Below are 26,252 nucleotides of genomic sequence, written 5' to 3'. Positions count from 1 at the left end.
AAAAACCAGTCACGATAATGCGGCTGGTTTTTTTTCGGCTGTATGAATGTCAGATCTTTTTACGATCCTTAGGCGATCGTATGCGTTGCTTACGATCCAGCAGCATGCCACTGGCAGGATCAAAGTAACGACTTGGCCAGATCTCTGCAGGATGAACCTTGATCGCATTGGCAATCAGCCACTCTCCTTTTGGCCAGGGTCGCGACAGCGCATTGGCAAGCGTTGAAGAGCTCAGCCCTGATTGCCGTGATAATGCTGCCAGTGATGTGCCTTTCTTGCGTAGTGCAGCAATGATATCTGCCGGGTGCCAATCCTCTTTCCTTGCGTACATAACTTTCTTCTCCGTGTCCGTGTTGTTGCTTCATCTCTGCTGCAAAATATCTCTCCCATCGCAGAGCTATTTGGAAAAATATCCGGAATTTTATAGCAAATGTTTCCCATAAATTTCCAGTAATTGTTTGACCAGCACACGAAACTGCGTCGCTTTTCGCAAAAGCAATGCAAGGGATGTAAGTTAAAGAGGAGAAGGGGAGGAGAGGAAACGGGGCCAATGCTGGCCCCATTGAAATCAGAAGTCGCGCTGTACTGACATGTGCGCCAGCGCTTCCAGCGCGCTACGCCACGGGCTTTCTGGTAATACCTGCAGCGCCGAGATGGCTTTATCAGCCTCTTCCTCAGCGCGTTTGCGGGTCCATTCCAGCGACCCCGTTTGTTGCATCGCCGCCAGTACCGGTTCCAGCAGATGGCGACCGTTGCCTTCTTCAATGGCTTTACGAATCATCTGCGTCTGTTCTGGCGTTCCATTGTGCATTGCATGCAGCAACGGCAGCGTCGGCTTACCTTCGCTCAGGTCATCACCGGTATTTTTACCCAGCGTTTCACCATCCGCGCTGTAATCCAGCAAATCATCAATAAGCTGGAAAGCCGTGCCAAGGTAGCGACCATAATCCTGCAACGCCTTTTCCTGCGCTGGCGTCGCATCGGCTAAAATCGCAGAAGCCTGTGAAGCTGCTTCAAAAAGGCGCGCGGTTTTGCTGTAGATCACCCGCATGTAGCTCTCTTCAGTGATATCCGGATCGTTGCAGTTCATTAATTGCAGCACTTCCCCTTCCGCGATCACGTTGACCGCTTCAGACATCAGCGCAAGGATCTTTAAGGATCCCATACTGGTCATCATCTGGAATGAGCGGGTATAAATAAAATCCCCTACCAGCACGCTAGCCGCATTACCAAATGCCGCGTTGGCCGTTGCTTTGCCACGGCGCATATCGGATTCATCCACGACATCATCGTGCAGCAGCGTGGCCGTATGGATAAATTCAATCAGCGCCGCATTGGTGATATGCAACGATCCCTGATAATTCAGCGCGCGTGCAGACAGCACAGCGATCATCGGACGGATGCGTTTTCCTCCGCCGCTGATGATGTAATAGCCCAACTGGTTAATCAGTGAGACTTCTGAATTCAGCTGCTCGAGGATGGTCTGGTTGACGGCCGCCATATCCTGCGCGGTTAATTCATTAATCTGTTCTAAGTTCATTCGTCTTTTCAGCTTTACTCGTTTTTTGCATGGTAAGCGCTTTACACAGCGTGAGTTCAGGTAATCTGTTACTGATTGTACTTGAAAAATCGGGTTGCGAAACGTTTGCATTCGCCTTGCGCTTTTTTTCTGCAAGAGAGTGCAAAGTGCTCTTGTCTTCTGCTGGAGTATTGCGTAGAATTCGCGCCCTATTGTGAATATTTATCGCGCCGCCTGATGAACAGAAAGGCACGCGCAGAAGCGGAGTTTTATATGTACGCGGTTTTCCAAAGTGGTGGTAAACAACACCGAGTAAGCGAAGGTCAGACCGTTCGCCTGGAAAAGCTGGACATCGCAACCGGTGAAACCATTGAGTTTGACCAGGTTCTGATGATCGCAAATGGCGAAGACGTGAAAATCGGCGCGCCACTGGTTTCAGGCGGTGTGATCAAGGCAGAAGTTGTTGCTCACGGTCGTGGCGAGAAAATTAAAATCGTTAAGTTTCGTCGTCGTAAACACTACCGTAAGCAAGCTGGTCACCGTCAGTGGTTCACAGATGTGAAAATCACTGTGATCGGCGCGTAAGAGGAGATCTGACAAATGGCACATAAGAAGGCTGGTGGCTCGACCCGTAACGGTCGCGACTCCAATGCAAAACGTCTGGGTGTAAAACGTTTCGGTGGTGAATCTGTTTTGGCAGGTAGCATCATCGTTCGTCAGCGTGGCACCAAATTCCACGCAGGTAGCAACGTAGGTTGTGGTCGTGACCACACCCTGTTTGCCACCGCAGACGGCAAAGTTAAATTCGAGATTAAAGGCCCGAACAACCGTAAATATATCAGCATCGTTGCTGAGTAAGGTTGTCGTGCTGCAGACGTTTACCGTCTGAATACACGAATGAAAGGCCCCGCAGCTTTGCGGGGCTTTTTACATTCTGCTGAAGCTTGCTGGATAACAGCGACGTTGCAGCACAGTTGTTGTACAATTTATGTACTCCTGGCTTTGCCAGTTTTGTATTATCCGCCGTCGGTCAGCGCAGAAGACCCTGGCGGACCCGTTTGCGGCCTGCAAGCTGCCGTAAACGACAGCGTGACGGAGAAATAAAATGAAGTTTGTAGATGAAGCGACGATCCTTGCGGTCGCGGGTGATGGCGGCAACGGTTGCGTAAGCTTCCGCCGTGAAAAATATATTCCAAGAGGCGGCCCGGATGGCGGCGACGGCGGCGATGGCGGCGACGTATATCTGTTGGCGGATGAAAACCTCAACACCCTGATCGATTATCGCTTTGAAAAGTCTTTCCGTGCCGAACGTGGCCAGAATGGCCAGAGCCGTGATTGCACCGGTAAACGTGGTAAAGACATTATTGTTAAAGTGCCAGTCGGTACCCGCGTAATTGATCAAGGTACGGGCGAAACGCTGGGCGACATGACGCGCCATGAGCAGAAGCTGATGGTGGCGAAGGGCGGCTGGCATGGACTGGGTAACACCCGCTTTAAATCATCGGTTAACCGTTCACCGCGTCAGAAAACCATGGGCACACCGGGCGAAAAGCGTGATTTGCAACTGGAACTGATGTTGCTGGCTGACGTCGGTATGCTGGGTCTGCCGAATGCCGGTAAATCGACCTTTATTCGTTCGGTTTCTGCAGCCAAACCCAAAGTGGCGGATTATCCGTTTACCACTCTGGTGCCAAGCCTTGGCGTAGTCCGTATGGATAGCGAAAAGAGCTTTGTTGTCGCCGATATTCCTGGTCTGATTGAAGGTGCAGCGGATGGCGCGGGTCTGGGTATTCGCTTCCTGAAACACCTTGAGCGTTGTCGTGTTCTGTTACACCTCATCGACATTGCACCAATCGACGAATCTGATCCGGTTGAAAATGCCCGCATCATTCTTGGCGAACTGGAAAAATACAGCGATAAGCTGTTCCAGAAACCACGCTGGTTAGTCTTCAACAAGACTGACCTGCTGAGCCGTGAAGAAGCGGAAAGCCGTGCTAAGGCGATTGCAGAAGCGTTAGGCTGGGAAGATAAATACTACCTGATCTCTGCCGCAAGCCGCGATGGCGTGACCGACCTGTGCTGGGATGTGATGAGCTTTATCATCGAGAATCCTAAAGAAGCCGAGCTGGAAGAGAAACAGCCGGAGAAAGTGGCCTTCATGTGGGATGACTATCACCGTGAAGCCATGGAAACTGCACAGGAAGTTGAAGAAGACGACGATTGGGATGATGACTGGGACGAAGAAGACGACGAAGGTGTCGAAATCATTTACCAGCGTTAATCGCAACAGAGAAAGCGGCCAGATGGCCGCTTTTTTTATGTCTTAACCCAGCACCGCCACTGTTAAACGCGACGTACAGCACAGCTGATCGCGGGCGTTGCGGATCTCAATCTGCCAACTCTGATTACGCGCACCAAGGTGCAGCGGACGGCAAATTCCGCGCACTTCACCGCTGCTCACTGCGCGGTGGTGGCTAGCGCTGACTTCAATCCCCACCACACTTTTGCCTTCCTCAATACTGAGGTAACTGGCGATCGATCCCATCGACTCCGCCAGCACCACTGAGGCGCCGCCGTGCAGCAGGCCAAACGGCTGCTGCGTCCGGACATCCACCGGCATGGTGGCCTCAAGGTAATCTTCACCGATGGCGGTGAACACAATGCCCACGTGTGCCACCAGCGAGTTTTCACCCAGCTTATTTAGCGCCTCAAGATCGACCGATCGTTTCCAAATTGCCATCTGTTAGGATCCCAGCGTTGCGCCACCGTCGACCACAATATCCTGCAGTACCACGTGGCTGGCAAGATCCGAAGCGAGGAACATCACGTTAGCCACGATCTCCTGCGGCTTAGCGATCTTACGCAGCGGGATCCCCAGCTTGTACTGATCCGGGAAGCCATTGATCATCTCCTGTTCCGCTTCAGGCGTATGCCACAGGCTGCGCTGCATATCGGTATCGGTCGAACCCGGTGACACGATATTGCAGCGCACGCCGAAAGGTGCCATCTCCAGCCCAACGGTCAGGCACAGGCTGCGCAGCGCCGCCTTGGATGCGCCATAGGCGGACATGCCGATGCGTGGTGCGTGCGCGGCGTTCGAGGCGATAGTGACAATCGCGCCCGCGCGTTGCTGGCGAAACACCGGCAAGGTTTGCTGGAACATATTGAACGCGCCACCGGCATTTACCGCCAAACAGGCTTGCCAATCCTCGAACGTCAGCTCATCAGTGCTGCCAATGCGCAGGATGCCGGCACCGTTTACCAGCACATCCAGACGGGGCTGATCCGCCAGCAAACGCTGGCAAACCGCTTTGACTTCAAGCGCATTCGCCACATCCAGCACCTGGGTAGTAAACGGATAGTCAGCCTGATCGAAACGCAGATCGAAGCCGATCACCTGTGCACCCGCCTGATGGAAGCTCAGCGCCGTGTGATAACCAATGCCTTTGCCCGCGCCGGTGACCCAGACGATTTTTCCACTGAAATCAAAGGTATTCATTTGGCTGGCACCCGTGACAGCAGCGCCCACCAGCCATCAATGGTTGGATTTTTAGCCAGGCTGACGAAATCGATATCGCTGTGCACCTGGCGCCAGCGCGCCGCCAGCGCCATGACGCGTACTGAATCCAGACCGTAATCGATCAGGTTCTCGTCATCCTCAGGCACATCGTCATCTTCCAGCAGCGGTAAAATCAGCGCGCGCAGATCGTCTTTGCTCAGCGGCAGCGGCATTAGATCGGCGGTCATTACCACTTTCCCACTGCGGCCAGCGGTGTAAGTCAGCGCCATCATGTGCTCTTCACGCGTAAAGTCGGCCAGCGCATCGGCCACCATAAACGGCTGAATGTTACGCATAAAGGCGTCTGTCGCGGTGGTCAGGCAGCCAATGTGCGCGTAAACGCCGGTGATGATCAGCTGGTCGCGCCCCATTTCTTGCAGGATCGACTCAAGCGGCGAGCGCACAAATGCGCTGTAGCGCCATTTGGTCAGCACCTGGTCGTCCTGCTTCGGTGCCAGCGCATCAACGATCTTCTGCTGATCCGGATGCTTGTTCAGGCCCGGTCCCCACATGTCGTTAAGCAGCGCGCGATCGGCATCGCTCTGCTCATTTGGCTGTGCGGTATAAAACACCGGAATGCCCTGCGCCTTGCAGTAGGCGCGCAGGCGCGCGATGTTTTCGACTACCTGATCCACCAGCGGGCTGTTTTCTCCCCAGAAATTGAGGAAGTACGCCTGCATATCGTGAATCAACAGCGCGGCACGCTGCGGTTCCAGTGCCCACTTCACTTTGTTGGTTGGCAGTTCTGTCGCTGCAGGCAGCGCATAGGAATTGAGTTTTGGAATAGCCATTACATTCTCCGGAACAGGTCACGCTTGCGCTTGTTGATCGGCAAGCTGTTGGCGTAAACGTTTTTTATCCACCTTGCCGACTGGCGTCAGCGGCAGGGCATCTACGCAGGTAATACGGTCAGGTAATTTGAACTCGGCGACGCCCAGTTCACGCAGATGACGGCGCAGCGCCACCGCTTTAATCGGCTGGCTGGCGACGATAAAGGCGCAGCTCTTTTCACCCATCAATTCATCGTTCATCGACACCAGCGCGGCGTGGATCACATCCGGATGGCGCTGCAGCAGATTTTCGATCTCTTCAGCTGCGATCTTCTCGCCACCGCGATTGATCTGATCCTTTTCACGCCCTTGCACGGTGATATAACCCTGCGCGTTGATCTCAATCAGATCGCCGGAGCAGTAAAAGCCATTGGCGTCGAAGCTGGCGGCATTGTGTTCTGGGCTCTTGTAGTAGCCACGGAAGGTGTAAGGTCCGCGCGTCATCAGGCGACCGATGGTGCCGGTTGGCAGCGCATTGCCATGCTCATCCGCTACCCACACTTCATCGTCCGCAGAGATTGGGCGGCCTTGCGTGGTGAGAATGGTGTTCTCATCGTCGCCAAAGCGGGTGTAGTTCACCAAACCTTCGGCCATACCGAACACCTGCTGCAGCTGACAGCCAATCTCACGCTGAATGCGTGCCGCCAGGGTTTCACCCAGCTTGGCGCCGCCCACCTGAATGCGTTGCAGCGAGGCCAGCTGTTGATTGCTGCCCCATTCCTGAATCGCTTGTAACCACAGGCTCACTGCCGGCGGCACCAAACCGGTATCCGTCACCTGATGCTTTTCAATCAGCGGGAAACACAACGTAGCGCTGGGATCGGCGGCCAGAATCACCTGTCCACCCGCGTAAAATACGCCGAGTGAACCGGGTGAACTCATCGCAAAGTTATGCGGGGCGGGCAGGGCGATGAGATAGCGCGTATCGGCGGTTACCTCACAGATCTCATCACTGGCGCGGATGCTGTAGTAATAGTCGTTGTGGGTGCGCGGAATCAGCTTCGGTGTACCGGTGCTGCCGCCGGAGAGCTGGAAAAACGCGACTTCATCGGCGGCGGTTGGCGTGGCGACGAAATCACCCGCGGCTTCCGCCATCAGCGCTTCCAGCGTGTTTTCCGGCTGGTTGTCATTACGCAGAATCACCTGCTGCAGCGAAGGCTGCGCGGCGCACAGGGCGCTGATAAAGGTGTCGTCAGCAAACAGTGCATGGGTGCGATCGGCAATCAGCAGCTTAGGTTCGATCTGCGTGGCATAGGCGCTGAGTTCGGTACGCTGATGGCTGAACAGGGCGAAAACTGAGGCCACGCCGAGCTTAAACAGTGCGAATACCGTGACATAAAAATCAGCCACATTGCCGAGCTGCACCAGCGCGGTATCGCCATTCTGCAGGCCGCGACGCTGCAGCGCGGCGGCCAGATTGCTGCTTAGCACATCCATGTCGCGATAGCTGATTTGACGATCGCCATCAATCACCGCAATGGCATCGTTGTGCTGATGACGCGCCAAAATATCGGTCATCGGCACATCCAGCCAGTAGCCTTTTTCGCGGTAGCGCGCGGCCAGATCGTCCGGCCAGCGAGTATAGGGAATGCTCATGCTCTTTCCTTTATTGCAGTCCAAAGGCGCGCAACATGGTATCCAGCTTCACACCGGTTTCGCGCCATTCTGATTCGGGTTGGGAGTCGGCCACAATGCCCGCGCCGGCAAACAGCCGTACACGCGTGCCATGCACGGTACCGCAGCGGATGGTGACGACCCATTCGCCATTGCCTTCGCTATCGCACCAGCCGACGATGCCGCCAAACAGTTGGCGATCAAAGGGTTCCAGCTGCTGAATCAACTGTTGGGCACGTTGATGCGGAAAGCCGCTCAGCGCCGGCGTTGGATGCAGCAAGCAGGCCAGCGACAGGGCGTTTTCGCGCTCGTCCTGAACTTCGCCGTCGATTTGCGTCGCCAGATGCCACAGCGTAGCGGTGGTGATCAGCGAAGGCGTGGACGGTACCGAGAGCAAACGGCTGCGCGGCTGCAGCGTGGTACGCATCGCGTCGGTCACCAGTTTGTGTTCATGGCGATCTTTGCTGGAATTCATCAGCGTGTTACCGGCCGCGCGATCCTGCTGCGCATCGCCATGATTGCGCCGCGCAGAGCCCGCCAGTGGGCAGGAGCTGAAATCGCGCCCCTGCTTACGCAGCATCAGTTCCGGGCTGGCACCGATCAGCGCACCGCCTTGCGGCAGCGGCAGATGGAAATGGTAGCTATTCGGGTTCTGCGCAATCACGCGCTGCATCAGCGCCCCAGTATCCACCGGCTGCTCAGTGACGATATCCATCAGGCGCGACAGCACCACTTTATCGAGATCGCCGCGCTGCGTGGCCGCTACCGCATCAGCCACCATATCGATAAAGACATCGTGGTCCGGCACCGGCGTGCGGCGACGCACCTCAGGCAGATCGCTGATGCCTTGCGGCAGTGCGTTTTGCAGGTCGTCACGATTAAAGGTCTGATAAGACTCGGGAATAAACAAAGCCGCAGGTTGGCTGACATCGAAGGGAATCGCGCCGACCAAAATGGGATTGGCGATGCCCTGTTTTTTCGCGGCGTCAAAGTGCTGACGCAGCTGTTGTTGGAAATCACCCTGCAGCGACGCGGCGTCATGTACCGGCGTGGTAATAGTGGTATAGCATCCTTGCGTTGCCAAACTGCGCCACGGCGAGGTAAACAGGAAACCACGGCTTAGCGCGGAATAATCCTTCAGCCAGGCATTTTCAAACGTGGAAGATTCCACCATAATTTTCACCTATAAATGATAAGATTATTAAGAATGATTATCATTTTTATTATGGGCCTGTAACCTACGTCGATTGGGCAAAAGTGTCAATCCATTCGCGGGATTTCAGCTGCGTTTAACCGTAATCAGGTGCGGAAGCCAATCAGGGCAATATGCTAAAAAGTGGACCAAAACTTATGAATAAATGCGGTTTTTGGGGTATTGCAGCCCTATTGTGTGTTTTCCAGACGTTCGCCAGCGTCGCGCACGCCGAACAAGCCTGGCCGCGCACCGTTCAGGGCGCTAACGGACCGCTCACCTTAAGCAAAGCGCCGCAGCGCATTGTCTCCACCAGCGTGACACTGACCGGATCGCTGTTGGCGATTGATGCGCCGGTCATCGCCTCGGGCGCCACGGCCCCCAATAGTCGCCTGGCCGACGATCAGGGTTTCTTCCGCCAGTGGAGCGACGTTGCCAAACAGCACCAGCTCAAACGCCTGTACATCGGCGAGCCAAGTGCCGAAGCAGTGGCAGCAGAAGCGCCGGATCTGATTATCGTCAGCGCCACCGGCAATGATTCCGCCATCAAACTCGCCGACCAGTTCTCTGCCATTGCACCGACGCTGGTGGTCAACTATGACGACAAAAGCTGGCAGGATGTGGTTACGCTGCTAGGCCAAGCCACCGGCCACGACGCGCAGGCTGCACAGCGTGTTAAAGCCTTTGACGATCGCGAAGCGGCGCTGAAGAAAGCCATCACGCTGCCACCACAGCCGGTCTCCGCCATGGTGTGGAACGGCGGAGGACGCGCGGTCAACCTGTGGACCGCCGCCTCAGCGCAGGGCAAGCTGCTGGAACAACTGGGTTTCACCCTGGCGATGCCGCCGGCAAATGTGGCGCAGAGCCACAGCATGGGGCAGCGTAAAGATATCATTCAGCTATCGGGTGAAAACGTCGCCAGCGGCCTAACGGGTAAAACCTTCCTGCTATTTGCCGCCGACGATAAAACCACGCAGTCGGTGCTGGGCAACCCGTTCCTTGCACAGAACGCCGCAGTACAAGGCAAGCAGGTTTACGCGCTGGGTGTTGATTCGTTCCGTCTCGATTACTACAGCGCCAGCAATCTGCTGGCGCGTCTGGAAAAACTGTTCGTTAAATCATGATGCCTGTTCCGCCAGCTCCGGTGCTGGCGGATGGTAACGACGTAAACGCCCCATCATCAACCACATCCCGATGCCCAGCAGCGCCGCCGCAAAGCCAAACACGGCGGCGGCCTGCGGTGGCAGCAGCCAGGAACCCATCGCACCAATCACTGCCGCACCTATCGCGTCGCCGGTGACGTTCTGTGCCGTCCACAACCCGTTGATGCGGCCTAGCAAATGATCGGGCGTTAGCGCCTGAATCATTGCGTACTGCACCAGGCTATTGATGGCGCTGAAATAGCCGAAGGCGACCAGACAAGCTAACGCCAGCGGCAGATTCGGCATCAGGCTAAACAAGCCAAGGGCGATAAACGCCGCAATCGCGCTGCCGAGCACCAGCTGTCCTGGACGTGCAGCGTGCTTGAGTTTACCGCTGGTGAAGGCGCCCACCGCCGCACCGAGCGGCACTGCGGCGTAGAGCAAACCCAGCTGGTCAGCACTCACTGACCAATGGGGCGCGAGTGCGGGATAGAGCACCCGCACCGCGCTGGCTAAGGTCACCAGCGCACCAATCAGCGCCACCATGCCGACAATCGGGCTGGCAAAGAGAAACTGCACGCCAGCAGCGAGGGATTTGAGCGGATGTTCGCGCGGCTGCGGCGGAGGAGGCAAGTTCGGTAATTTTAACAGGGTTAGCACCGTAAGCAGCGTGCCGAACGCGGCGAGTCCGTAGTTCCAGGTCACGCCGCCGTGGGCAATCACCAGACCGGCAATCGCAGGTGACAAAATCGAGCCAAAGCGCACCGTTAACATGGTGATAGCACCGGCCTGCATAATATTTTCCCGCCCCACCAGCGCGGGCGTGGCGGCTAACAGTGCAGTGACGCCAATCGCCCCGAAGAAACCATCCCAGAAGCCCAGCAGATAAACGGCGATTAACGAAGGTTCCGGCAGCGCCGCATTGATCGCCAGCGCGATAAAGCCCAGTCCGCAGGTTGAACGGGCGAAAAGAATCAGCTTCTTACGCTCATGGCGATCCGCCAAAACGCCGCCGGTCAGCAGACCAATAAACATGCCCGCAGCGGCCAGCGTCACCGCCAATCCCACCAGCAGCGGTGAATTTGTCATGTGCTGGATCTGTACCGGCACCGCGACGGCAAGCATGCCGAGCGCGACAATCGAGATAAAGCGCGCAATAAATACCGCGCGAAAAGCCGGATGGGTTTTCAGCAGTGAGAGATCGATAAAGTGGGATGATTTGTTCATAGGTTCGCCTTTTTGCACCAATTTTCCTCATCGTCCGCGAGGCGAGTCATGGTAACATAGCTAAACGCGAGTAATAACGATAACCATTATCAAGTTGCATCGCGCATGCGACGACGTTGAACAGTGAAGGTTTAGAACGCTATGCGCCAGATCCGTGCATTGGCAGGCTCAGGGATTCTGCTCTTGCTCCTCATCGCGCTCAGCTTAATGCTGGGAGCAAAATCAATACCGCTTCCCGATGTTTATCATTCGCTTACCGCCAGCTGTAATAGCGCGGAGTGTGTGATTGTGCGTGACGCGCGCTTGCCGCGCACCCTGGCTGGTTTGCTGGCGGGCGTGGCGCTCGGGCTGGCCGGTGCCTTGATGCAGAGCCTGACGCGCAACCCGCTGGCCGATCCCGGCATTCTCGGCGTCAATGCCGGTGCTGGTTTCGCAGTGGTGATTGGCATTGCGCTGTTTGGTGCAGATTCGCCAGTAGATTGGCTCGGCTTCGCTTTTGCGGGCGCACTGCTCTCTTCGTTGCTGGTGGCATTGACCGGTGCGATTGGCGGTGGCCGCGTCAATCCGGTACGTCTTACGCTGGCGGGCGTCGCGCTGGGCGCAGTGCTGGATGGGCTGACGTCTGGCCTGTCACTACTCAATCCTGACATCTATGATCACCTGCGCTTCTGGCACAGCGGCTCGCTGGATATCCGTAACTTTACCGTGCTGCGCACACTGTTTCCGGCGGTGCTGGTGGGCAGCGTGGCAGCGATTTGTCTGTCGCAGGCGCTCAACAGCCTCAGCATGGGCGGCGATATGGCCACCGCACTCGGTACACGCGTGGGGCGGACCCAGCTGCTTGGCCTGCTGGCGATTGCACTGCTGTGCGGTGCAGCGACGGCGGCGGTGGGGCCAATTGCCTTTGTCGGTCTGATGACGCCGCACTTTGCCCGCTGGCTGGTGGGCAACGATCATCGCTGGATGCTGCCGGCGACGGCGCTTATCACGCCGATTCTGTTACTCGCCGCCGATATTCTTGGCCGCCTGCTGGTGGCGGGGGAGCTGCGGGTTTCCATCGTCACGGCAATGCTCGGAGCGCCGATGCTGATTGTACTGGTGCGCCGCAAACTGGGCCGGGGTGCGCTATGACGCGTCGAACCTGGTTACACGCGCTATGGCTGCTGCTTTGCTGCGCAGTGCTGGCGTATCTGGCGATGACGCGCGGGGCATTGCAGATTAGCGGCGAACAAATCGGGCAACTGCTGCTCGGTCAGAGCGCCGGTAACGTCAAACTGATCGTGCTGGAGTGGCGCTTGCCGCGCGTGCTGATGGCGCTGCTGATTGGTGCCGCATTAGGTATCAGCGGAGCGATTTTTCAGTCGCTGCTGCGCAATCCGCTCGGCAGTCCGGATATTCTCGGCTTTAACACCGGCGCATACAGCGGCGTGCTGGTGGCGCTGGTGCTGTTCAATCAAAGTGTAACGGCGATGACCGGCGCGGCACTGATTGGCGGCATCGCCACGGCGGCGCTGGTGTACCTGTTTGCCTGGCGCAACGGGGTGGAAACCTTCCGGCTGATTATCGTCGGCATCAGCGTGCGCGCGCTGCTAATGGCGTTGAACTCATGGCTGATTATCAGCGCCTCGCTGGAGTCGGCGCTGAGTGCCGGTTTGTGGAGCGCTGGATCGCTTAACGGGATTACCTGGGCGAAAACGCCGCCGGTGATTGCCGTGCTGCTGCTGGCATTAGTGCTGATGGCGCTGCTGGCGCGGCGTATGCGCCTGCTGGAGATGGGTGACGATACCGCCAATGCGCTTGGCGTGCCGGTGGAGCGCAGCCGGATGTGGCTGATGCTGATTGGCGTGGTGTTAACGGCAGCATCAACGGCGCTGGTGGGACCGATTTCGTTTGTCGCGCTGCTGGCGCCACAAATTGCACGGCGTCTGGGCGGCGGTATTAAAGGTGCATTGCCGCTGGCAGCGCTGTGTGGCGCGTTGTTGCTGATTGCCGCTGACTTCGCCGCACAGCATCTGTTCCTGCCTTATCAATTACCGGTTGGCGTAATTACCGTCATCCTCGGTGGACTTTATCTGATGGCTTTACTGGTGCGGGAGGCGCGACGCCAATGATCGATATCCCTTCACGTCTGCGTGGCGAAGGTTTGACGCTGGGCTACGACAAAAAAGTGGTGGCAGAGAATTTATCGGTAGCGATTCCCGAAGGGGAGCTGACGGTAATTATCGGCCCCAACGCCTGCGGAAAATCGACGCTATTACGTACGCTCAGCCGTCTGCATACCCCGCTGAAAGGGGAAGTCTTGCTGGATGGCGAAGCGATTGCGCGCTATCCGACCAAAGAGGTGGCGCGCCGCCTTGGCCTGCTGCCACAGAGTTCGAATGCGCCTGCCGGCATTAGCGTCACGGAGCTGGTGGCGCGCGGGCGTTATCCGCATCAGGCGCTGTTTGGTCGCTGGCGCGCGGAAGATGAAGCTGCGGTGCAACAAGCGATGCGCGCCACGGGCGTGAGCGATTTAGCGCAGCAGTCGGTGGATACCTTATCGGGCGGGCAGCGTCAGCGCGTGTGGATCGCCATGGTACTGGCGCAGGAAACGCCGCTGCTGCTGCTGGATGAGCCAACCACCTGGCTGGACATTACGCATCAAATTGAGTTGCTGGAGCTGATGCAGGAGCTGAATCAGCAGCATGGTCGTACGCTGGTGGTGGTGCTGCACGATCTCAATCACGCCTGCCGCTATGCCACGCACTTGATTGCGATGCGTTACGGCAAGATTGTCGCCGAGGGGAAACCGGCGGAGATCGTGACGCCAGCGTTGATCGAGCAGGTGTATGGATTGCGCTGCGTGATTGTGGAAGATCCGGTGGCGCATACGCCGATGATTGTGCCGCTGGGGCGCGGGCGGTAGTTAAGTAAGGTGCACGCTGTCCCTCACCCCAACCCTCTCCCGCAAGCGGGCGAGGGAGCCGCCCGAGCGAAGCAAAATTAAGTGCTCGAGCGATTTCAAAGTAGTGTGCGTATCTCACCCCGATCTGCGATCGGTTCCCTCTCCCGCAAGCGGGCGAGGGAGCCGCCCGAGCGAAGCAAAATTAAGTGCTCGAGCGATTTCAACGTAGTGTGCGTATCTCACCCCGATCTGCGATCGGTTCCCTCTCCCGCTTGCGGGAGAGGGCTAGGGTGAGGGAAACAGCGCTACTTCAGCAACCGCTGCAACAGTGGCCCAATCTGCTCAAACATTTGCGGTGAAATGATCTCCACGTGGGCGCAATCCATCGGCCACACCTCTAGCTCATCCACATAGGGTGCCCAGGCACGACGTGCATCTTGTCCCGGCTGCTGCGTCTGCTCGGCGAGGAACAGCGTGGCGCGACCGTTAAAACGCGCACTGCGCGCGGTAGCCAGCAGGCGCACTGAACTGGCGTAGTTAGCCTCGATGGTATCAAACATCACGCGCATCTCTTCACCGGCCTGATGGCGCTGTGCAGCGATAAACTGCTCGCGTTCGCGATTCACCTCTTCCAGCACCGCAGGATCCAGCTCGTTCTCGCCGCGCTTCTCATCCCAGTTTTGCGTTTCTGGCGGCCAGGTATCCAGCAAGCCAAGGAATGCGACCTCTTCGCCCGCCGCTTCCAGCCGTGCTGCAATGCCTTGTGCCAGCGTGCCGCCGAGTGAATAGCCGAGGAAATAGTAAGGCCCGTGCGGCTGCACCTCGCGCAGGGTGTGCAGATGCGCCTCGCACACCTCATCCAGATGCGTGCTCTGGTTCAGCGGGCTGTTGATATCCGGCGACTGAATGCCGATCAGCGACCAGCTCGGATCGAGATAGCGTTGCAAGATGCTGAACTGCCAGGCAAAACCTGACGCCGGATGGAAGCAGAATAGCGTTGGGCCGTTGCTCTGACGCAGCGGCAGCACCGCTTCGAAGCCAGCCTGCTGATGTGATTGTGCATCACTGAGCAGTGTCGCCAGTTTCTCAACCGTCGAGGCCACCATAATCTGCCCCACTGAAACCGGCTGTTGCAGCTCGCGACGCAGCTGCGCCGCTAAGCGCATCGCCAGCAGCGAATGACCGCCAAGGGCGAAAAAGTCATCCTGCGCGCTGATGGCATCGCGTGCCAGCAGCTGGCAGAAGGCATTTGCCAGCGTGGTTTCCAGACCAGCGTAGGGGGCACGTCCCGCGCTGGCACTGGCGGACTCTGGCAACGGCAGCGCTTTGCGATCCAGCTTGCCATTGCTGCTGAGCGGGAAAGCATCAAGCTGCACAATGGCAACGGGCACCATATGCGCGGGCAAGCGTTGCGCCAGCGCCTGACGTAATGCTTCGCCATCAACCGGCTGTGCGGCTAGCACGTAACCCACCAGCTGGCGTGCATCACCCTGTGCCGCCGCGCCGCCCAGCACCACGGCGTGCGTTACCGCTTGCTCAATACCCGGCTGGGCGCTGAGCACATGATCAATTTCATTCAGCTCGATACGCTGACCGCGAATCTTTAGCTGATCGTCGCTGCGGCCGAGATATTCCACCGCACCGTTATCCAGCCAGCGCGCCACGTCGCCGGTGAGGTACATGCGCTCGCCGGGGCTGAAGGGATCGGCAATAAAGCGGCTGGCAGTAAGATCGGGACGACCAAGATAGCCATGCGCCAGCTGTACGCCGGTTAAATAGAGATCGCCCGCGACGCCCGGCGGTACCGGCTGCATGCGGGCATCGAGGATGCGCAGCCCGGTGTTCCACACCGGGAAACCAATCGGCACGCTGGCCCCTTCGACGGCAGCCAATGCATCACCAAACGCCGGATACCAGCTGACATCCACCGCGGCTTCGGTTGGACCATACAGATTGTGCAACGGCACTCGCGTCAGAGTTTCCCACTCGCGAGACAAGTCGGTCGGCAGCGCTTCACCGCTGCAGAACACGTTGCGCAGGCTGGCACAGCAGGCAATCGCCTGTTGATCATCAAGGGCCGCGACAAAGGCCGCCAGCATCGAGGGTACGAAATGCGTAGTGGTGACTTTGTAGCGGGCAAACAGTTGCTGCAGCGCTTCAGGATCGCGATGCGCCTCGGGCGGCGCCATCACCAACTGCGCGCCGACCAGCAGCGGCCAGAAGAATTCCCATACTGAAACATCGAAGCTGCTCGGCGTTTTTTGTAAAACCACATCATCGGCTTGCAGCGGGTAGCGATCCTGCATCCACAACAGGCGATTGACGATGGCTTCATGGCCCACCAGCACCCCTTTAGGACGGCCGGTAGAACCTGAGGTGTAAATGATGTAAGCACCATCCTGCGGCGTCGGCGCGCTGGACGGTTGTGGCGCAGTTGGCGTGCTATACAGCGCATCAAAATGCAGCTGATTGACCGACGCGATGGCGCAAAAGCGCGCGCTGAGTGCCGCGCAGGTGATCAGCGTTTTCGGTGCGGCATCTTCCAGCATCAGCTGCAGGCGATCGTCGGGATAGCCGGTATCGAGTGGTAAATACGCGGCGCCAAGCGAAACAATGGCCTGCAATGCCAGCGACAGCTGCACTGAGCGCGGCAGCGCTACCGCGACAATATCGCCGCGCTGCACGCCTGCGGCAGTCAAATCCGCCGCCAGCGCAAATACCTGCTGTTGCATTTGGTGATAGTTCAGCTGGTGCTGCGCATCGGCGAGCGCCGGGGCATCCGGCGTACGTGCCGCCTGCTGGGCCAACAGCGAGGCCAGCGTTTCTGCCGGCAGCGGATAAGCGGTTTGGTTAATCGCGGTAATCTGCGCGTGTTCCTCAGCAGTGAGCAGATCGAGTTCGCCACACGGGCGCTGCGGTTGCTCTGCCAACTGATTCAGCAGCAAGGCAAAGCGGCTGGCATGACGCTGCAAGGTCTGTTCGCTGTAGCGCTCGGCATTGGCCAGCAGCTCAAGGGTTAATTCACCTTGCTCACTGATATAGATAGCGATTTCCAGGTCGCGTACCGGTCCGGAAGCCAGTTGATGGGTGATGCCCTCAACGCCGGCGAAATCGAGCTGGTAATCAAACATCTTCAGGTTGATCACCGGACCGTACAGCGGATCGCCATCGCCAAGACGACCGAGATCGCGCTGCACCTGTTCGGCGTCATAGCGCTGATGACGACGCATCTTTTTCACTTCACCCGCCAGCTGCGCGGCGAGGGCGCTCAGTGGCTGCGTGGGATCGTAATGCACCGCCATCGGCAATACGTTGATCACTGGACCGGTAGCGCACAAGGCGGCGGAACCGATACGACGCATAAAGATGAAGCCGGCGGCAAAGTCGTTTTGGCCGCTGAGACGTGCCAGCCACAGCGCAACAAGGGCGAAGGCAAGATCGGCGGCGCTGGATTGCGGGTGCTGCTGCACCAGCGTTTGAAAGGTGCTGCGATCCAGCGTCACGCTGTGGCGAAGTAGATCGGTGCTGGCGGTTTGTCCGGCAAGCGGTAGCGGCGAGAGCGACGCCGGTGACGGCAGCGCCGCCCCTTTTTCGCGCCAGAACTGGCTGTCACGCGTGAACGAGGAGGATTCGCGATAGCGCTGATACTCTTCAACCACCTCGCTAAACGGGATAAACGGCGTCGGTTCGGCCGACTGCTGGTGCACTGCGGCGCTATAGAGGTTAGCGATGCGGCGCGTCAGTGCGGTAAAGCTGAAGCCATCCACCACCAAATGGTGATAGCGCTGATACCAGAACCAATGCTGCTCGCCGAGGCGGAACAGGCAGTGATGCCACAGTTTTGCGCCGCTCAGCACGCGCAGATCGCTGTTCATATCTTCGCGCATCAGCACGCGTGCTGTGGCGACGGCATCGGCCTCGCCGCGCAGATCGATAATCTGCGGCGGACTAAATTGTTGTGGCTGGAGCCACTGCAACGCTTCGCCTTCCACTTCGCCGAAGGCCATGTTTAGCGTATCGGCTTCCTGCATGCCCGCGACAATTGACTGGGCGAGTAAGGCGCTATCAATGTCACCGCGCAGCTCGACAAAGTGCGCTACCGCGTAAGCGTTGCGGTGCGGGGACAGCTGATCGGCAATCCAGATACCGGGCTGTGCCGCGACTAACGGCAGGGTTTGTTGGTCAATCATAGATTTATTCATCAGGGATTCGGACATGGATGCTCCGGTTGGTTCAACAGGGCTTGTAAGCCACTCAGCAGGCCACCGCGCCAACAGAGCGCGTCGTGCCCGCCTTCCACCGGCTGGTAATGCACCTGATAACCGGCAGCGTGCAGTTGCTGCTGTAACTGTTGATTAGCTTGCAAAATTAAGCCTTCGCGCTGGCCCGCTTCCAGCCAGAAGCGCAGCGGCTGGCGTGGTGCAAGGCCACTCTCCAGCGCCTGTAGCAGCCAACCGTGCGGATTGCCGCGTTCCGGCCACCAGAAGGAGCCGGAGAGGCTGAGCGCATTGCCAAAGGTTTCCGGCCAGTGCAGCGCGGCATAAACCGAGGCGAGGCCGCCAAAACTTTGCCCGGCGACGATGGTGCTATCGGCCTGCTGGCGATAGGGCACTGATTGGGCAATCTGCGGTAGGAGTTCTTGCTGGAGAGCTTGCCAAAACTGCGCATTGCACGGCAGCTCGTGGCTGCGGTGGTCGCGGTCGATGATATCGATAAACAGATATACCGCAGGCGGCAAGGTGCCGGCATCGGTAAGCTGCTGCAGCGGCCCGGCAATCGGCATGTTGTGCGCCCAGAACTGCCCATCCAGCAGGATCGCCAGCGGACGCTGCGCGGGATTGGCGTCGCCGGTGGTGTAAATCCACACCTTGCGGCTGTTGCCCAATATTGCGCTGTGCCATTGCTGCTGCTGCAGCTCCACGGCTGACGCCGTGCCCTTATCTACCGCTTGCCATACCTGCTGATTCGGGGCCTGCGGCAGATGCAGCGGTGAGACACTCATGCCACGTCCGCCAGACCAGCCGCGTAAATCATTCAGCGGATCGGCCTGTGCAGTGGGAAATTTATCGCGCCACCAGTTGCGCAGCGAAGACATGTCGGCTTCACCAGAAAAGTCGGTGGCCTGTTCATCGGGCATTAAACAGTAGCTGCCGCGCCAGTTAGCCGGTAGCGAAGTCTGCCAGTACCAGACGTTAGTGCCCGTCACGCGCATCAGCGACTGTGGTGGGCGGCGCTGGTGGTGATCGGTGACGCCGGTAATGTTGATCCATACGCGCTGGGTCGACGATTGTGTTTCATCACCTTGCGGGTCGCGCCAGAAGAAGGTGACCTGACATTGGCCATCGTCTGCTAACTCAATACGGGGAATCCCCTGGGATTGTTGCGCCTGCCACCAGGCTGCACTGCCGGTTACATCATTTCGCCAGGTCATAGGGCTGCCAGTCGGTGTTTACGCGGAGATTTACATAAGCTTGATGAATAATACTATTGATAATAATTTGCATTTGCAATAGGGTGACTGCGCTCAAAAATGAGCACGCTCGTTCCGTCTGATGCTTACCGTTCGGTAAGGTTGCGCTACGGATGGTTTGAAGGGTCTGGAACTGGGCGCGATAGGAACAGGGATCTTCTCACCGGCTCGCCAGTCAGCATGCAACGGCTTTTGCTGGCCATCCAGGAACGTATAAAATGAAAAGTTACTCGCGGTTATCATTAGCTATTCTTCTTGAATTGGGGCTCAGCGCCTCACTGCTCTCCAGCGGCGCCTGGGCGGCAGAGACTTCCTCCAGCAAAACCTCAGCGAGCACCACTGACGCACAATCGATGGACGGCGGCACCTTAATGGTTACCGCGCAGCAGCAGAACCTGCAGGCGCCGGGCGTCTCAACCATCACCGCCGACGAAATCAAAAAGCATCCGCCCGCGCGCGATGTATCAGAAATTATCCGTACCATGCCAGGCGTGAACCTGACCGGTAACTCCACCAGCGGCCAGCGCGGCAACAATCGCCAGATAGATATTCGTGGCATGGGCCCAGAAAATACCCTGATCATGGTGGATGGCATGCCGATCACCAGCCGCAACTCGGTGCGCCTTGGCTGGCGTGGCGAGCGTGATACGCGCGGTGATACTAACTGGGTGCCGCCGGAGATGATCGACCATATCGACGTGATTCGTGGACCTGCAGCGGTACGTTACGGTAACGGCGCAGCGGGCGGCGTGGTGAATATCATCACCAAAAAACAGACCGATCAGCAGTGGCACGGTTCATGGAACACCTATTACAACGTGCCAGAACACAAAGCCGAAGGCGCCACTAAACGCACCAACTTCAGCCTGGAAGGACCGCTGGGCGATGATTTCAACTTCCGTTTGTACGGCGGTTTAGCCAAAACGCAGGCCGATGCCTATGACATCAATGAAGGTCATGCGGCGGCGCGTACCGGTAGCTATACCGGCAGTTATCCATCGGGCCGGGAAGGCTCGGTGAATAAAGATATTAATGCATTACTGAGCTGGGCATTTGCGCCGATGCAAACGCTGGAGCTACAGGCCGGCTTCAGCCGTCAGGGCAACCTTTATTCCGGCGATACGCAGAACACTAACACCAGCGCGCTGGTGAAAAGCCTGTACGGTGATGAAACCAACCGCCTGTATCGTCAAAACGTCTCACTGAAGTGGACCGGCGCGTGGGATAACGGCGTCAGTACCAATACCTACGCGCGTTATGAGAAAACCCGCAATTCGCGCATCAACGAAGGTTTGGCGGGCGGCACCGAAGGTATCTTCTCCAACAGCGGTTTTAACACCATTCAGCTGGATGATGTGCTGCTGCACAGCGAAGTCAGTATTCCGTTTGAACTGCTGTTTAATCAAACCGCGACGCTGGGTACCGAATGGAACCAGCAGCGCATGAAAGATGGTTCATCCAACGCCCAGGCGGCGAACTACGGTGCGGTGCCGGGCATCGACAACACTGGCCGCAGCCCCTATTCCCAGGCGGAGATTTTCTCACTGTTCGCTGAAGACAACATGGAGCTGACCGACAGCACCATGCTGACGCCAAGCCTGCGTTTCGATCACCACTCAATTGTGGGCAATAACTGGAGTCCGTCGCTCAATTTGTCGCAAGGTCTGGGCGATGACTTCACGCTGAAGATGGGCATCGGGCGCGCTTATAAAGCGCCGAGCCTGTATCAAACCAACCCAAACTATCTGCTGTACAGCAATGGCCAGGGTTGCGCTGCCAGCACCGGCGCCTGTTATCTGCAAGGTAACAGCGATCTGAAAGCCGAAAACAGCATTAACAAAGAGGTGGGACTGGAGTGGAAACACGAAGGTTATCAGGCCGGTTTAACTTGGTTCCGCAACGATTATCGCAACAAGATCGAAGCCGGTTACTCGCCAGCGGGCAAAGCCTCTAACGGCACCACCGATATTTATAAGTGGGAAAACGTACCGAAAGCAGTGGTGGAAGGGCTGGAAGGTACGGTTAACGTGCCGTTCTCCGACAGCGTGACGTGGAACAACAACTTCACCTATATGCTGCAGAGTAAGAACAAAGAGACCGGCGATCGCTTATCGGTGATTCCGGAGTACACGCTGAACTCGACGCTGAGCTGGCAGGCAACGCAGGATTTGTCGCTGCAAACCACGCTGACCTGGTACGGCACACAAACGCCGAAGAAGTATGATTACAAAGGTAATGCTTCAACCGGCAGCGCGACCGATAAAGTCAGTCCTTATTCGATTATCGGCATGAGCGGCACCTACGATATCAACAAGTACGCCAGCGTCACGGTGGGTATCGATAATCTGTTCGATAAGCGTCACTATCGTGAGGGCAATGCGCAAACCACCGGCAACGCCAACACCAACTCTTATCTGTATGGTGCGGGTGCCAATACCTATAACGAATCAGGTCGTACTTACTTTATGAGCCTGAATACCCATTTCTAAGGCGAGTTAGCCAATAAGTTGATGCGGTAAATAGCAGCGGGCAATCAGTCCGCTGCTATCCTCACGATTGACCAGTTCCAGCCTGCCGCGATGCATCTGCACGATGCGCAGCACGATATTCAGACCCAGCCCGCTACCGCCGTAACGCTGATCGCGTCGACGGAATGCCTGCGTCAGCTCTTCCGCGGCGGCGGCATCAATGCCCGGTCCCTGATCCCACACTTCAATAATCACCTGCTGCTTGTCCTGCTGCATTTTCACCGCGACCTCGCTGCCCTCCGGGCTGTAGCGTGAAGCGTTCTCCAGCAGATTGCGCAGCATCAAACGTAGCAGCACCGCTTCGCCTTGCTGCGGCACATCGTTGACCTGCGGCCAGTGCAGTGTTTGCTGGCGCTGTTGCAACAGCTCCGCCATTTCCGGTTCCAGCGGCTGCATGATGTCTTTCTGCCACAGCAACTGCTGATAGTGACCGCCAGCAAGCGCCTGACCGGCGCGCGACAGCATCAGCAACTGTTCAACGGTGTGCATCAGCTGGTCGATGCGTTCGATCAGCATTCCGCTTTGCGGCACGTTCTGCTGGTGCAGCAGCTCCAGATGCAGGCGCAATCCCGCCAGCGGCGTGCGCAGCTCGTGCGCCGCGTCGGCGGTGAATAATCGCTCCTGCTGTAGCGTGTGATCGAGGCGTGAAAATAGCTGGTTGATCGCGGTGGTGACCGCCACGATCTCATCCATCTCGGAATAGACCGGCAACGGCGTCAGGTTATCCGCTGAACGGTGTGCAAGGCTGTCTTGCAGCGATTTCAGCGGGCGGATGATCCAGGTGATCGCCCAAAACGACAGCAGCAAGGTGAGGGCGACCATCACTAAGGAGGGCAGAAGCAGTGAGGCGATCGCTTCGCGAATCTCATTTTCGACACGATCGTTACGCGCCTGAGCGGAAAGCGTTTCATTGACTAAAAAACTGATCTGCTCGCGGCTCTCATGCCACAGCCAGATGGCGCTCATCACCTGGCAGGTGAGGAGAATCAGCGCCAGCATAATCAGTAACCGCTGACGCATGCTGTTCATTCGCGGAGTTCCAGACGATAACCGACGCCACGCACAGTTTTGATACGATCTTTTCCCAGCTTACGACGCAGATTGTGGATGTGAACTTCGAGAGTGTTGGATCCAGGATCGTCATTCCAGCTGTAGAGATCCTGCTGCAACGTTTCACGATGAACGTTTTGCCCAATGCGCATCAGCAAACGGGTGAGCAGTGCGAACTCTTTCGGCGTGATCTCCAGCGGATGAGCTTCCAGTAGCACCTGTTGTGAACTGAGGTTGAGCGTCAGATCGCCCTGTTGCAGCAGATTATCGCTGTGGCCCTGATAACGGCGGATCAGCGCCCGCACGCGGGCCTGCAGCTCGACCAGCGCAAACGGCTTCACCAGATAATCATCGGCGCCGGCATCCAGGCCATCAACGCGATCCTCCAGCGCATCGCGCGCGGTGAGGATCAACACCGGTACGGCAATGCCGTCGCGGCGCCACTGTCGTAGCAATGAAGCGCCATCGCGATCCGGCAAACCCAGATCGAGCACGATCAGGCTGTACTGACCGCTGCGCAACATGGCGTTACTCTCGGCGGCGGTGCTGGCGCAGTCGATAGCGTAACCTTGTGCGCTGAGCGCTTGCGCCAGACCCGATTGCAACAGCGCATCATCTTCGACAATTAGCAGTTTCATCAGTTGTTTTTATTGATATCCGTGTAGAGGCGGCTCTCAAAACGTACCAATGGAATGCGGCGCGTTTTCTGATCTTCCGGCGGCACAGCATAGCCGGACAGGAACTGCACAAAGGCCACGCGCGCACCGCTGGAGGTGGTGATGAATCCAGCCAGATTATAGACGCCCTGCAGTGAACCGGTTTTCGCCGAGACTTTGCCGTCGAGGCCTGCTTCATGCAGACCGCCACGATATTGCAGCGTGCCGTCGTAACCGGCCAGCGGCAGCATCGAAATATAATTCAGCGTCGAGTCGTTTTTCGCAATGAATTGCAGCACTTGCATCATGGTATCTGGTGCAATCAAATCATGACGCGACAGTCCTGAGCCATCCACCTGAATGCTGTTGCCCATATCGACACCGGCTTTTTCACGCAGAATGCGGCGTACCGCATCCGAACCCGCGCGGAAAGTGCCCGGCACGTTGAAGTAGTGATGGCCGATGGTGCGGAACACGGTATCGGCAATCATGTTGTCCGATTTTTTCAGCATGGTATGCAGCAGCGTGTGCAGCGGCGCAGATTGCGTTGAAGCCAGCACGGTGCCCGGCGAGGTCACTTGCGCCTGACGCACCAGATGGCCGCTGTAATCGATATCGGCGGCACGCAGTTCGGCTTTAAGGATCTCACCGGCCCACGCGGCACCGTCCTGCACGGCAAATGCCAGCGGCAGCGGCTCAGCGCGTTGACGCATACAGCCGGTTAAGGTGTAGCGATTGAGCTCGCCCGGCACCACATCCAGCTCGCAATATTGCCCATCACCACTGTTACGCCCGATAGTGCGCACCTGGCTGAACATATGTGCCGGGTAATAGGAGGCAATGCGCACGAAGGCATTTTCGCCCGGCGTATTGGCGCTATACAGCGATACTGAGAAACAGTTTTTATCGACAATCGCAGCACCTGGCGGTGCACTAAAGCACTGCGTCAAATCGTTCCACGGCCAGCCGGGCGCCATATCGTGGCTGGCGAACACCGAGGTGTCGACCACCAGATTGCCTTTAATATGCGTGATGCCCTGTTTTTTCAGCGCGGCCACCATATTGCGCAGATCCTGACGGCTCAACGTTGGATCGCCGCCGAAACGCGCGACCAGATCGCCGTTCAGAGTGCCATCATTGACCGCGCCTTTGGTCTCCATGGTGGTCTGGAAACGGAAGTCAGGACCGAGTTCCAGCAGGGCCGCCAGCGCCGTCACCACTTTCATGGTGCTGGCCGGTAATGCCATCTGTTTGCCGTGATAATCGATTATCGGGGTTGATGCGCCCACTTTTTGTACCATCAGCGCCAGGTTTGCGCCGTCTGGCAAATACTGCATGTATTCTTCAACGGGAGCTGCTTGTGCCTGCAGCATAAACGCACAGGTTAATCCGGTAACAAGTCGTGAAAATCGCATAATCTCGCGGTAACTGACGGGTGAAGGCGTCAATACTACGTCCCCGGACGGTGCAAAGTAAACGATGACCCACAGGGAACTCTGGGGTAAAATACGTATCAAAATGCAAAACCGAACCTGACCCGGAAAGCTTTCCGGGTCAGGCTTCTTTTGCTTGTGAAAAGAGGTAACGCGCCGCAGAAGCTGTTTTCTGCTGTCACCGGTCAGGATGACGCCGTTAACCAGGATAGATGACGAGGAGCCAAAATGAATCAGATTCCGATGACGTTGAAAGGCGCTGAGAAGCTGCGCGAAGAGCTGAACGAACTGAAATCCGTAAAGCGTCCGCGCATTATCGCCTCCATCGCCACAGCCCGTGAGCACGGCGATTTAAAAGAGAATGCCGAATATCATGCGGCTCGCGAAGAACAAGGTTTTTGCGAGGGTCGTATTCAGGAGATCGAAGCTAAGCTCTCCAATGCGCAGGTGATTGATATCACTGCAATGCCGAAAACCGGTCGCGTTATTTTTGGCGCAACCGTGACCATTCTGAATGTGGAAACGGATGAAGAGTTCACCTACCGCATCGTGGGTGACGATGAAGCTGACTTCAAACAGAACCTGATCTCCGTGAATTCGCCGATGGCGCGTGGATTGGTGGGAAAATCAGCGGATGATGTCGCGATTGTCAAAACCCCGGGTGGGGATGTGGAATATGAAGTGCTGAAGGTGGAATACCTTTAAGATATTGCTACGCTTTGCAATATGTCGCTGCATTTTGTAAAGAAAGGAAAAAGGCCGCATTGCGGCCTTTTATCACATGCAGGAGCGTGGCACTTTCTTTGCCCGTCGCCGCCTTTAGGGCATGATTAACGCGGAAGAGTGATTTTACGCTCTTTGGCAGGGCGATATAGCACCAGCGTGTTGCCGATGACCTGTACGTTGCCTGCTTTAGTTTCACGCACGATAGCGTCAACGATCAGCTGCTTGGTTTCACGATCTTCCGAGGCAATTTTTACCTTGATCAATTCGTGATGCTCGAGCGCCAGTTCGATTTCGGCGAGCACGCCTTCAGTTAGGCCATTACCGCCCAGCATGACAACCGGCTTAAGCGGATGGGCAAGGCCTTTCAGGTGCTGTTTTTGTTTGGTACTCAGATTCATCGTATTTTTTGCTTACTCAGGGAT

Annotated in this window: 23 protein-coding genes; 9 read left to right on the top strand and 14 right to left on the bottom strand. The window is 57.1% G+C overall.

Annotation, left to right across the window (positions count from 1 at the left end):
- Positions 1-49: 49 nt before the first annotated feature.
- Together WFL93_RS15350 and ispB are read right to left on the bottom strand one after the other, a co-directional pair.
- A complete protein-coding gene (locus WFL93_RS15350) occupies positions 50-331 on the bottom strand; it encodes a helix-turn-helix domain-containing protein (protein WP_007886641.1) in 282 nt (93 codons plus the stop codon).
- A gap of 237 nt (positions 332-568) precedes the next feature.
- Positions 569-1,540, bottom strand: coding sequence for an octaprenyl diphosphate synthase (gene ispB / locus WFL93_RS15345; RefSeq protein ID WP_007886642.1), 972 nt, complete (start codon positions 1,538-1,540; stop codon positions 569-571).
- A gap of 252 nt (positions 1,541-1,792) precedes the next feature.
- On the opposite strand from ispB, the gene rplU reads away from it, so the two are divergent.
- From rplU to cgtA, 3 genes are all read left to right on the top strand, one after another.
- The gene (rplU, locus tag WFL93_RS15340) at positions 1,793-2,104 is read left to right on the top strand and encodes a 50S ribosomal protein L21 (RefSeq protein ID WP_007886644.1); all 312 of its coding nucleotides are present in this window, start codon (positions 1,793-1,795) and stop codon (positions 2,102-2,104) included.
- A gap of 15 nt (positions 2,105-2,119) precedes the next feature.
- On the top strand, positions 2,120-2,377 hold the full coding sequence (gene rpmA, locus WFL93_RS15335) for a 50S ribosomal protein L27 (RefSeq protein WP_007886647.1): 258 nt from the start codon (positions 2,120-2,122) through the stop codon (positions 2,375-2,377).
- Between the two features lie 247 nt (positions 2,378-2,624).
- On the top strand, positions 2,625-3,800 hold the full coding sequence (gene cgtA / locus WFL93_RS15330) for an Obg family GTPase CgtA (protein ID WP_180822957.1): 1,176 nt from the start codon (positions 2,625-2,627) through the stop codon (positions 3,798-3,800).
- 42 nt (positions 3,801-3,842) lie between these two features.
- On the opposite strand, the gene WFL93_RS15325 is transcribed toward cgtA, so the two are convergent.
- From WFL93_RS15325 to WFL93_RS15305, 5 genes are read right to left on the bottom strand one after another with little or no spacing between them, the layout of a single operon-like run.
- A complete protein-coding gene (locus WFL93_RS15325) occupies positions 3,843-4,259 on the bottom strand; it encodes a hotdog fold thioesterase (protein ID WP_336778508.1) in 417 nt (138 codons plus the stop codon).
- A gap of 3 nt (positions 4,260-4,262) precedes the next feature.
- Positions 4,263-5,018, bottom strand: a complete 756-nt coding sequence (dhbA, locus tag WFL93_RS15320; protein ID WP_049851355.1) for a 2,3-dihydro-2,3-dihydroxybenzoate dehydrogenase — start codon at positions 5,016-5,018, stop codon at positions 4,263-4,265.
- Positions 5,015-5,869, bottom strand: coding sequence for an isochorismatase family protein (locus WFL93_RS15315; RefSeq protein ID WP_336778507.1), 855 nt, complete (start codon positions 5,867-5,869; stop codon positions 5,015-5,017). The genes dhbA and WFL93_RS15315 overlap by 4 nt, the downstream gene beginning before the upstream one ends.
- A gap of 18 nt (positions 5,870-5,887) precedes the next feature.
- The gene (locus WFL93_RS15310; RefSeq protein WP_336778506.1) at positions 5,888-7,504 is read right to left on the bottom strand and encodes a (2,3-dihydroxybenzoyl)adenylate synthase; all 1,617 of its coding nucleotides are present in this window, start codon (positions 7,502-7,504) and stop codon (positions 5,888-5,890) included.
- Positions 7,505-7,514: 10 nt separating this feature from the next.
- The gene (locus WFL93_RS15305) at positions 7,515-8,696 is read right to left on the bottom strand and encodes an isochorismate synthase (protein ID WP_180822960.1); all 1,182 of its coding nucleotides are present in this window, start codon (positions 8,694-8,696) and stop codon (positions 7,515-7,517) included.
- A 176-nt stretch (positions 8,697-8,872) separates the two neighbouring features.
- Between WFL93_RS15305 and fepB the strand changes: the two genes are divergently transcribed.
- Complete coding sequence (gene fepB / locus WFL93_RS15300; RefSeq protein ID WP_336778505.1) at positions 8,873-9,838, top strand: Fe2+-enterobactin ABC transporter substrate-binding protein; 966 nt, start codon at positions 8,873-8,875, stop codon at positions 9,836-9,838.
- Here the strand turns inward: fepB and entS are convergent.
- Positions 9,833-11,083 carry an enterobactin transporter EntS gene (entS, locus tag WFL93_RS15295; protein ID WP_336778504.1) on the bottom strand — a complete coding sequence of 417 codons (1,251 nt, stop codon included), beginning with the start codon at positions 11,081-11,083 and terminating at the stop codon, positions 9,833-9,835. The two genes, fepB and entS, sit on opposite strands and share 6 nt — an antisense overlap.
- A 141-nt stretch (positions 11,084-11,224) precedes the next feature.
- On the opposite strand from entS, the gene fepD reads away from it, so the two are divergent.
- From fepD to WFL93_RS15280, 3 genes are read left to right on the top strand one after another with little or no spacing between them, the layout of a single operon-like run.
- Positions 11,225-12,214 carry a Fe(3+)-siderophore ABC transporter permease gene (fepD, locus tag WFL93_RS15290; RefSeq protein WP_336778503.1) on the top strand — a complete coding sequence of 330 codons (990 nt, stop codon included), beginning with the start codon at positions 11,225-11,227 and terminating at the stop codon, positions 12,212-12,214.
- Positions 12,211-13,194 (top strand): iron-enterobactin ABC transporter permease, encoded by a 984-nt coding sequence (gene fepG, locus WFL93_RS15285; protein WP_336778502.1) that lies wholly within the window; start codon positions 12,211-12,213, stop codon positions 13,192-13,194. Before fepD ends, fepG begins: the two co-directional genes overlap by 4 nt.
- Positions 13,191-13,988, top strand: a complete 798-nt coding sequence (locus WFL93_RS15280) for an ATP-binding cassette domain-containing protein (protein WP_049851360.1) — start codon at positions 13,191-13,193, stop codon at positions 13,986-13,988. Before fepG ends, WFL93_RS15280 begins: the two co-directional genes overlap by 4 nt.
- A gap of 284 nt (positions 13,989-14,272) precedes the next feature.
- On the opposite strand, the gene WFL93_RS15275 is transcribed toward WFL93_RS15280, so the two are convergent.
- Both WFL93_RS15275 and fes read right to left on the bottom strand, forming a co-directional pair.
- Complete coding sequence (locus WFL93_RS15275; RefSeq protein WP_336778501.1) at positions 14,273-18,184, bottom strand: enterobactin synthase subunit F; 3,912 nt, start codon at positions 18,182-18,184, stop codon at positions 14,273-14,275.
- Entirely contained in the window at positions 18,169-19,398 is a 1,230-nt protein-coding gene (gene fes / locus WFL93_RS15270; RefSeq protein WP_336778500.1) for an enterochelin esterase, read from the bottom strand. The genes WFL93_RS15275 and fes overlap by 16 nt, the downstream gene beginning before the upstream one ends.
- 257 nt (positions 19,399-19,655) lie before the next feature.
- Between fes and WFL93_RS15265 the strand changes: the two genes are divergently transcribed.
- On the top strand, positions 19,656-21,926 hold the full coding sequence (locus tag WFL93_RS15265) for a TonB-dependent siderophore receptor (RefSeq protein WP_336778499.1): 2,271 nt from the start codon (positions 19,656-19,658) through the stop codon (positions 21,924-21,926).
- 6 nt (positions 21,927-21,932) lie between these two features.
- Here WFL93_RS15265 and pmrB read toward each other — a convergent pair whose 3' ends face one another.
- From pmrB to dacB, 3 genes are read right to left on the bottom strand one after another with little or no spacing between them, the layout of a single operon-like run.
- Positions 21,933-22,994, bottom strand: a complete 1,062-nt coding sequence (pmrB, locus tag WFL93_RS15260; RefSeq protein ID WP_007886677.1) for a two-component system sensor histidine kinase PmrB — start codon at positions 22,992-22,994, stop codon at positions 21,933-21,935.
- On the bottom strand, positions 22,991-23,653 hold the full coding sequence (gene pmrA, locus WFL93_RS15255) for a two-component system response regulator PmrA (RefSeq protein ID WP_336778498.1): 663 nt from the start codon (positions 23,651-23,653) through the stop codon (positions 22,991-22,993). The genes pmrB and pmrA overlap by 4 nt, the downstream gene beginning before the upstream one ends.
- Positions 23,653-25,086, bottom strand: coding sequence for a serine-type D-Ala-D-Ala carboxypeptidase (dacB, locus tag WFL93_RS15250; protein ID WP_049851549.1), 1,434 nt, complete (start codon positions 25,084-25,086; stop codon positions 23,653-23,655). The genes pmrA and dacB overlap by 1 nt, the downstream gene beginning before the upstream one ends.
- 246 nt (positions 25,087-25,332) lie before the next feature.
- Between dacB and greA the strand changes: the two genes are divergently transcribed.
- A complete protein-coding gene (gene greA / locus WFL93_RS15245; protein WP_007886682.1) occupies positions 25,333-25,809 on the top strand; it encodes a transcription elongation factor GreA in 477 nt (158 codons plus the stop codon).
- Between the two features lie 125 nt (positions 25,810-25,934).
- On the opposite strand, the gene yhbY is transcribed toward greA, so the two are convergent.
- A complete protein-coding gene (gene yhbY, locus WFL93_RS15240) occupies positions 25,935-26,228 on the bottom strand; it encodes a ribosome assembly RNA-binding protein YhbY (RefSeq protein WP_007886683.1) in 294 nt (97 codons plus the stop codon).
- Positions 26,229-26,252: the final 24 nt, after the last annotated feature.

The organism is Pantoea sp. USHLN256, from assembly GCF_037149875.1.
GTDB classification, from domain to species: domain Bacteria; phylum Pseudomonadota; class Gammaproteobacteria; order Enterobacterales; family Enterobacteriaceae; genus Pantoea; species Pantoea nemavictus.
Note: the sequence above shows the minus strand (reverse complement) of the source record. Positions and strands in the feature narration are given on the sequence as shown.

What these genes read in the sequence shown, in the direction of transcription:
- dacB (WP_049851549.1), bottom strand. Translation starts at nt 25,086, where the DNA reads ATGCGATTTTCACGACTTGTTACCGGATTAACCTGTGCGTTTATGCTG.
- ispB (WP_007886642.1), bottom strand. Translation starts at nt 1,540, where the DNA reads ATGAACTTAGAACAGATTAATGAATTAACCGCGCAGGATATGGCGGCC.
- entS (WP_336778504.1), bottom strand. Translation starts at nt 11,083, where the DNA reads ATGAACAAATCATCCCACTTTATCGATCTCTCACTGCTGAAAACCCAT.
- rpmA (WP_007886647.1), top strand. Translation starts at nt 2,120, where the DNA reads ATGGCACATAAGAAGGCTGGTGGCTCGACCCGTAACGGTCGCGACTCC.
- WFL93_RS15325 (WP_336778508.1), bottom strand. Translation starts at nt 4,259, where the DNA reads ATGGCAATTTGGAAACGATCGGTCGATCTTGAGGCGCTAAATAAGCTG.
- fepG (WP_336778502.1), top strand. Translation starts at nt 12,211, where the DNA reads ATGACGCGTCGAACCTGGTTACACGCGCTATGGCTGCTGCTTTGCTGC.
- dhbA (WP_049851355.1), bottom strand. Translation starts at nt 5,018, where the DNA reads ATGAATACCTTTGATTTCAGTGGAAAAATCGTCTGGGTCACCGGCGCG.
- cgtA (WP_180822957.1), top strand. Translation starts at nt 2,625, where the DNA reads ATGAAGTTTGTAGATGAAGCGACGATCCTTGCGGTCGCGGGTGATGGC.
- greA (WP_007886682.1), top strand. Translation starts at nt 25,333, where the DNA reads ATGAATCAGATTCCGATGACGTTGAAAGGCGCTGAGAAGCTGCGCGAA.
- pmrA (WP_336778498.1), bottom strand. Translation starts at nt 23,653, where the DNA reads ATGAAACTGCTAATTGTCGAAGATGATGCGCTGTTGCAATCGGGTCTG.
- WFL93_RS15310 (WP_336778506.1), bottom strand. Translation starts at nt 7,504, where the DNA reads ATGAGCATTCCCTATACTCGCTGGCCGGACGATCTGGCCGCGCGCTAC.
- WFL93_RS15280 (WP_049851360.1), top strand. Translation starts at nt 13,191, where the DNA reads ATGATCGATATCCCTTCACGTCTGCGTGGCGAAGGTTTGACGCTGGGC.
- yhbY (WP_007886683.1), bottom strand. Translation starts at nt 26,228, where the DNA reads ATGAATCTGAGTACCAAACAAAAACAGCACCTGAAAGGCCTTGCCCAT.
- WFL93_RS15305 (WP_180822960.1), bottom strand. Translation starts at nt 8,696, where the DNA reads ATGGTGGAATCTTCCACGTTTGAAAATGCCTGGCTGAAGGATTATTCC.
- WFL93_RS15350 (WP_007886641.1), bottom strand. Translation starts at nt 331, where the DNA reads ATGTACGCAAGGAAAGAGGATTGGCACCCGGCAGATATCATTGCTGCA.
- WFL93_RS15265 (WP_336778499.1), top strand. Translation starts at nt 19,656, where the DNA reads ATGAAAAGTTACTCGCGGTTATCATTAGCTATTCTTCTTGAATTGGGG.
- rplU (WP_007886644.1), top strand. Translation starts at nt 1,793, where the DNA reads ATGTACGCGGTTTTCCAAAGTGGTGGTAAACAACACCGAGTAAGCGAA.
- WFL93_RS15315 (WP_336778507.1), bottom strand. Translation starts at nt 5,869, where the DNA reads ATGGCTATTCCAAAACTCAATTCCTATGCGCTGCCTGCAGCGACAGAA.
- WFL93_RS15275 (WP_336778501.1), bottom strand. Translation starts at nt 18,184, where the DNA reads ATGTCCGAATCCCTGATGAATAAATCTATGATTGACCAACAAACCCTG.
- pmrB (WP_007886677.1), bottom strand. Translation starts at nt 22,994, where the DNA reads ATGAACAGCATGCGTCAGCGGTTACTGATTATGCTGGCGCTGATTCTC.
- fepB (WP_336778505.1), top strand. Translation starts at nt 8,873, where the DNA reads ATGAATAAATGCGGTTTTTGGGGTATTGCAGCCCTATTGTGTGTTTTC.
- fes (WP_336778500.1), bottom strand. Translation starts at nt 19,398, where the DNA reads ATGACCTGGCGAAATGATGTAACCGGCAGTGCAGCCTGGTGGCAGGCG.
- fepD (WP_336778503.1), top strand. Translation starts at nt 11,225, where the DNA reads ATGCGCCAGATCCGTGCATTGGCAGGCTCAGGGATTCTGCTCTTGCTC.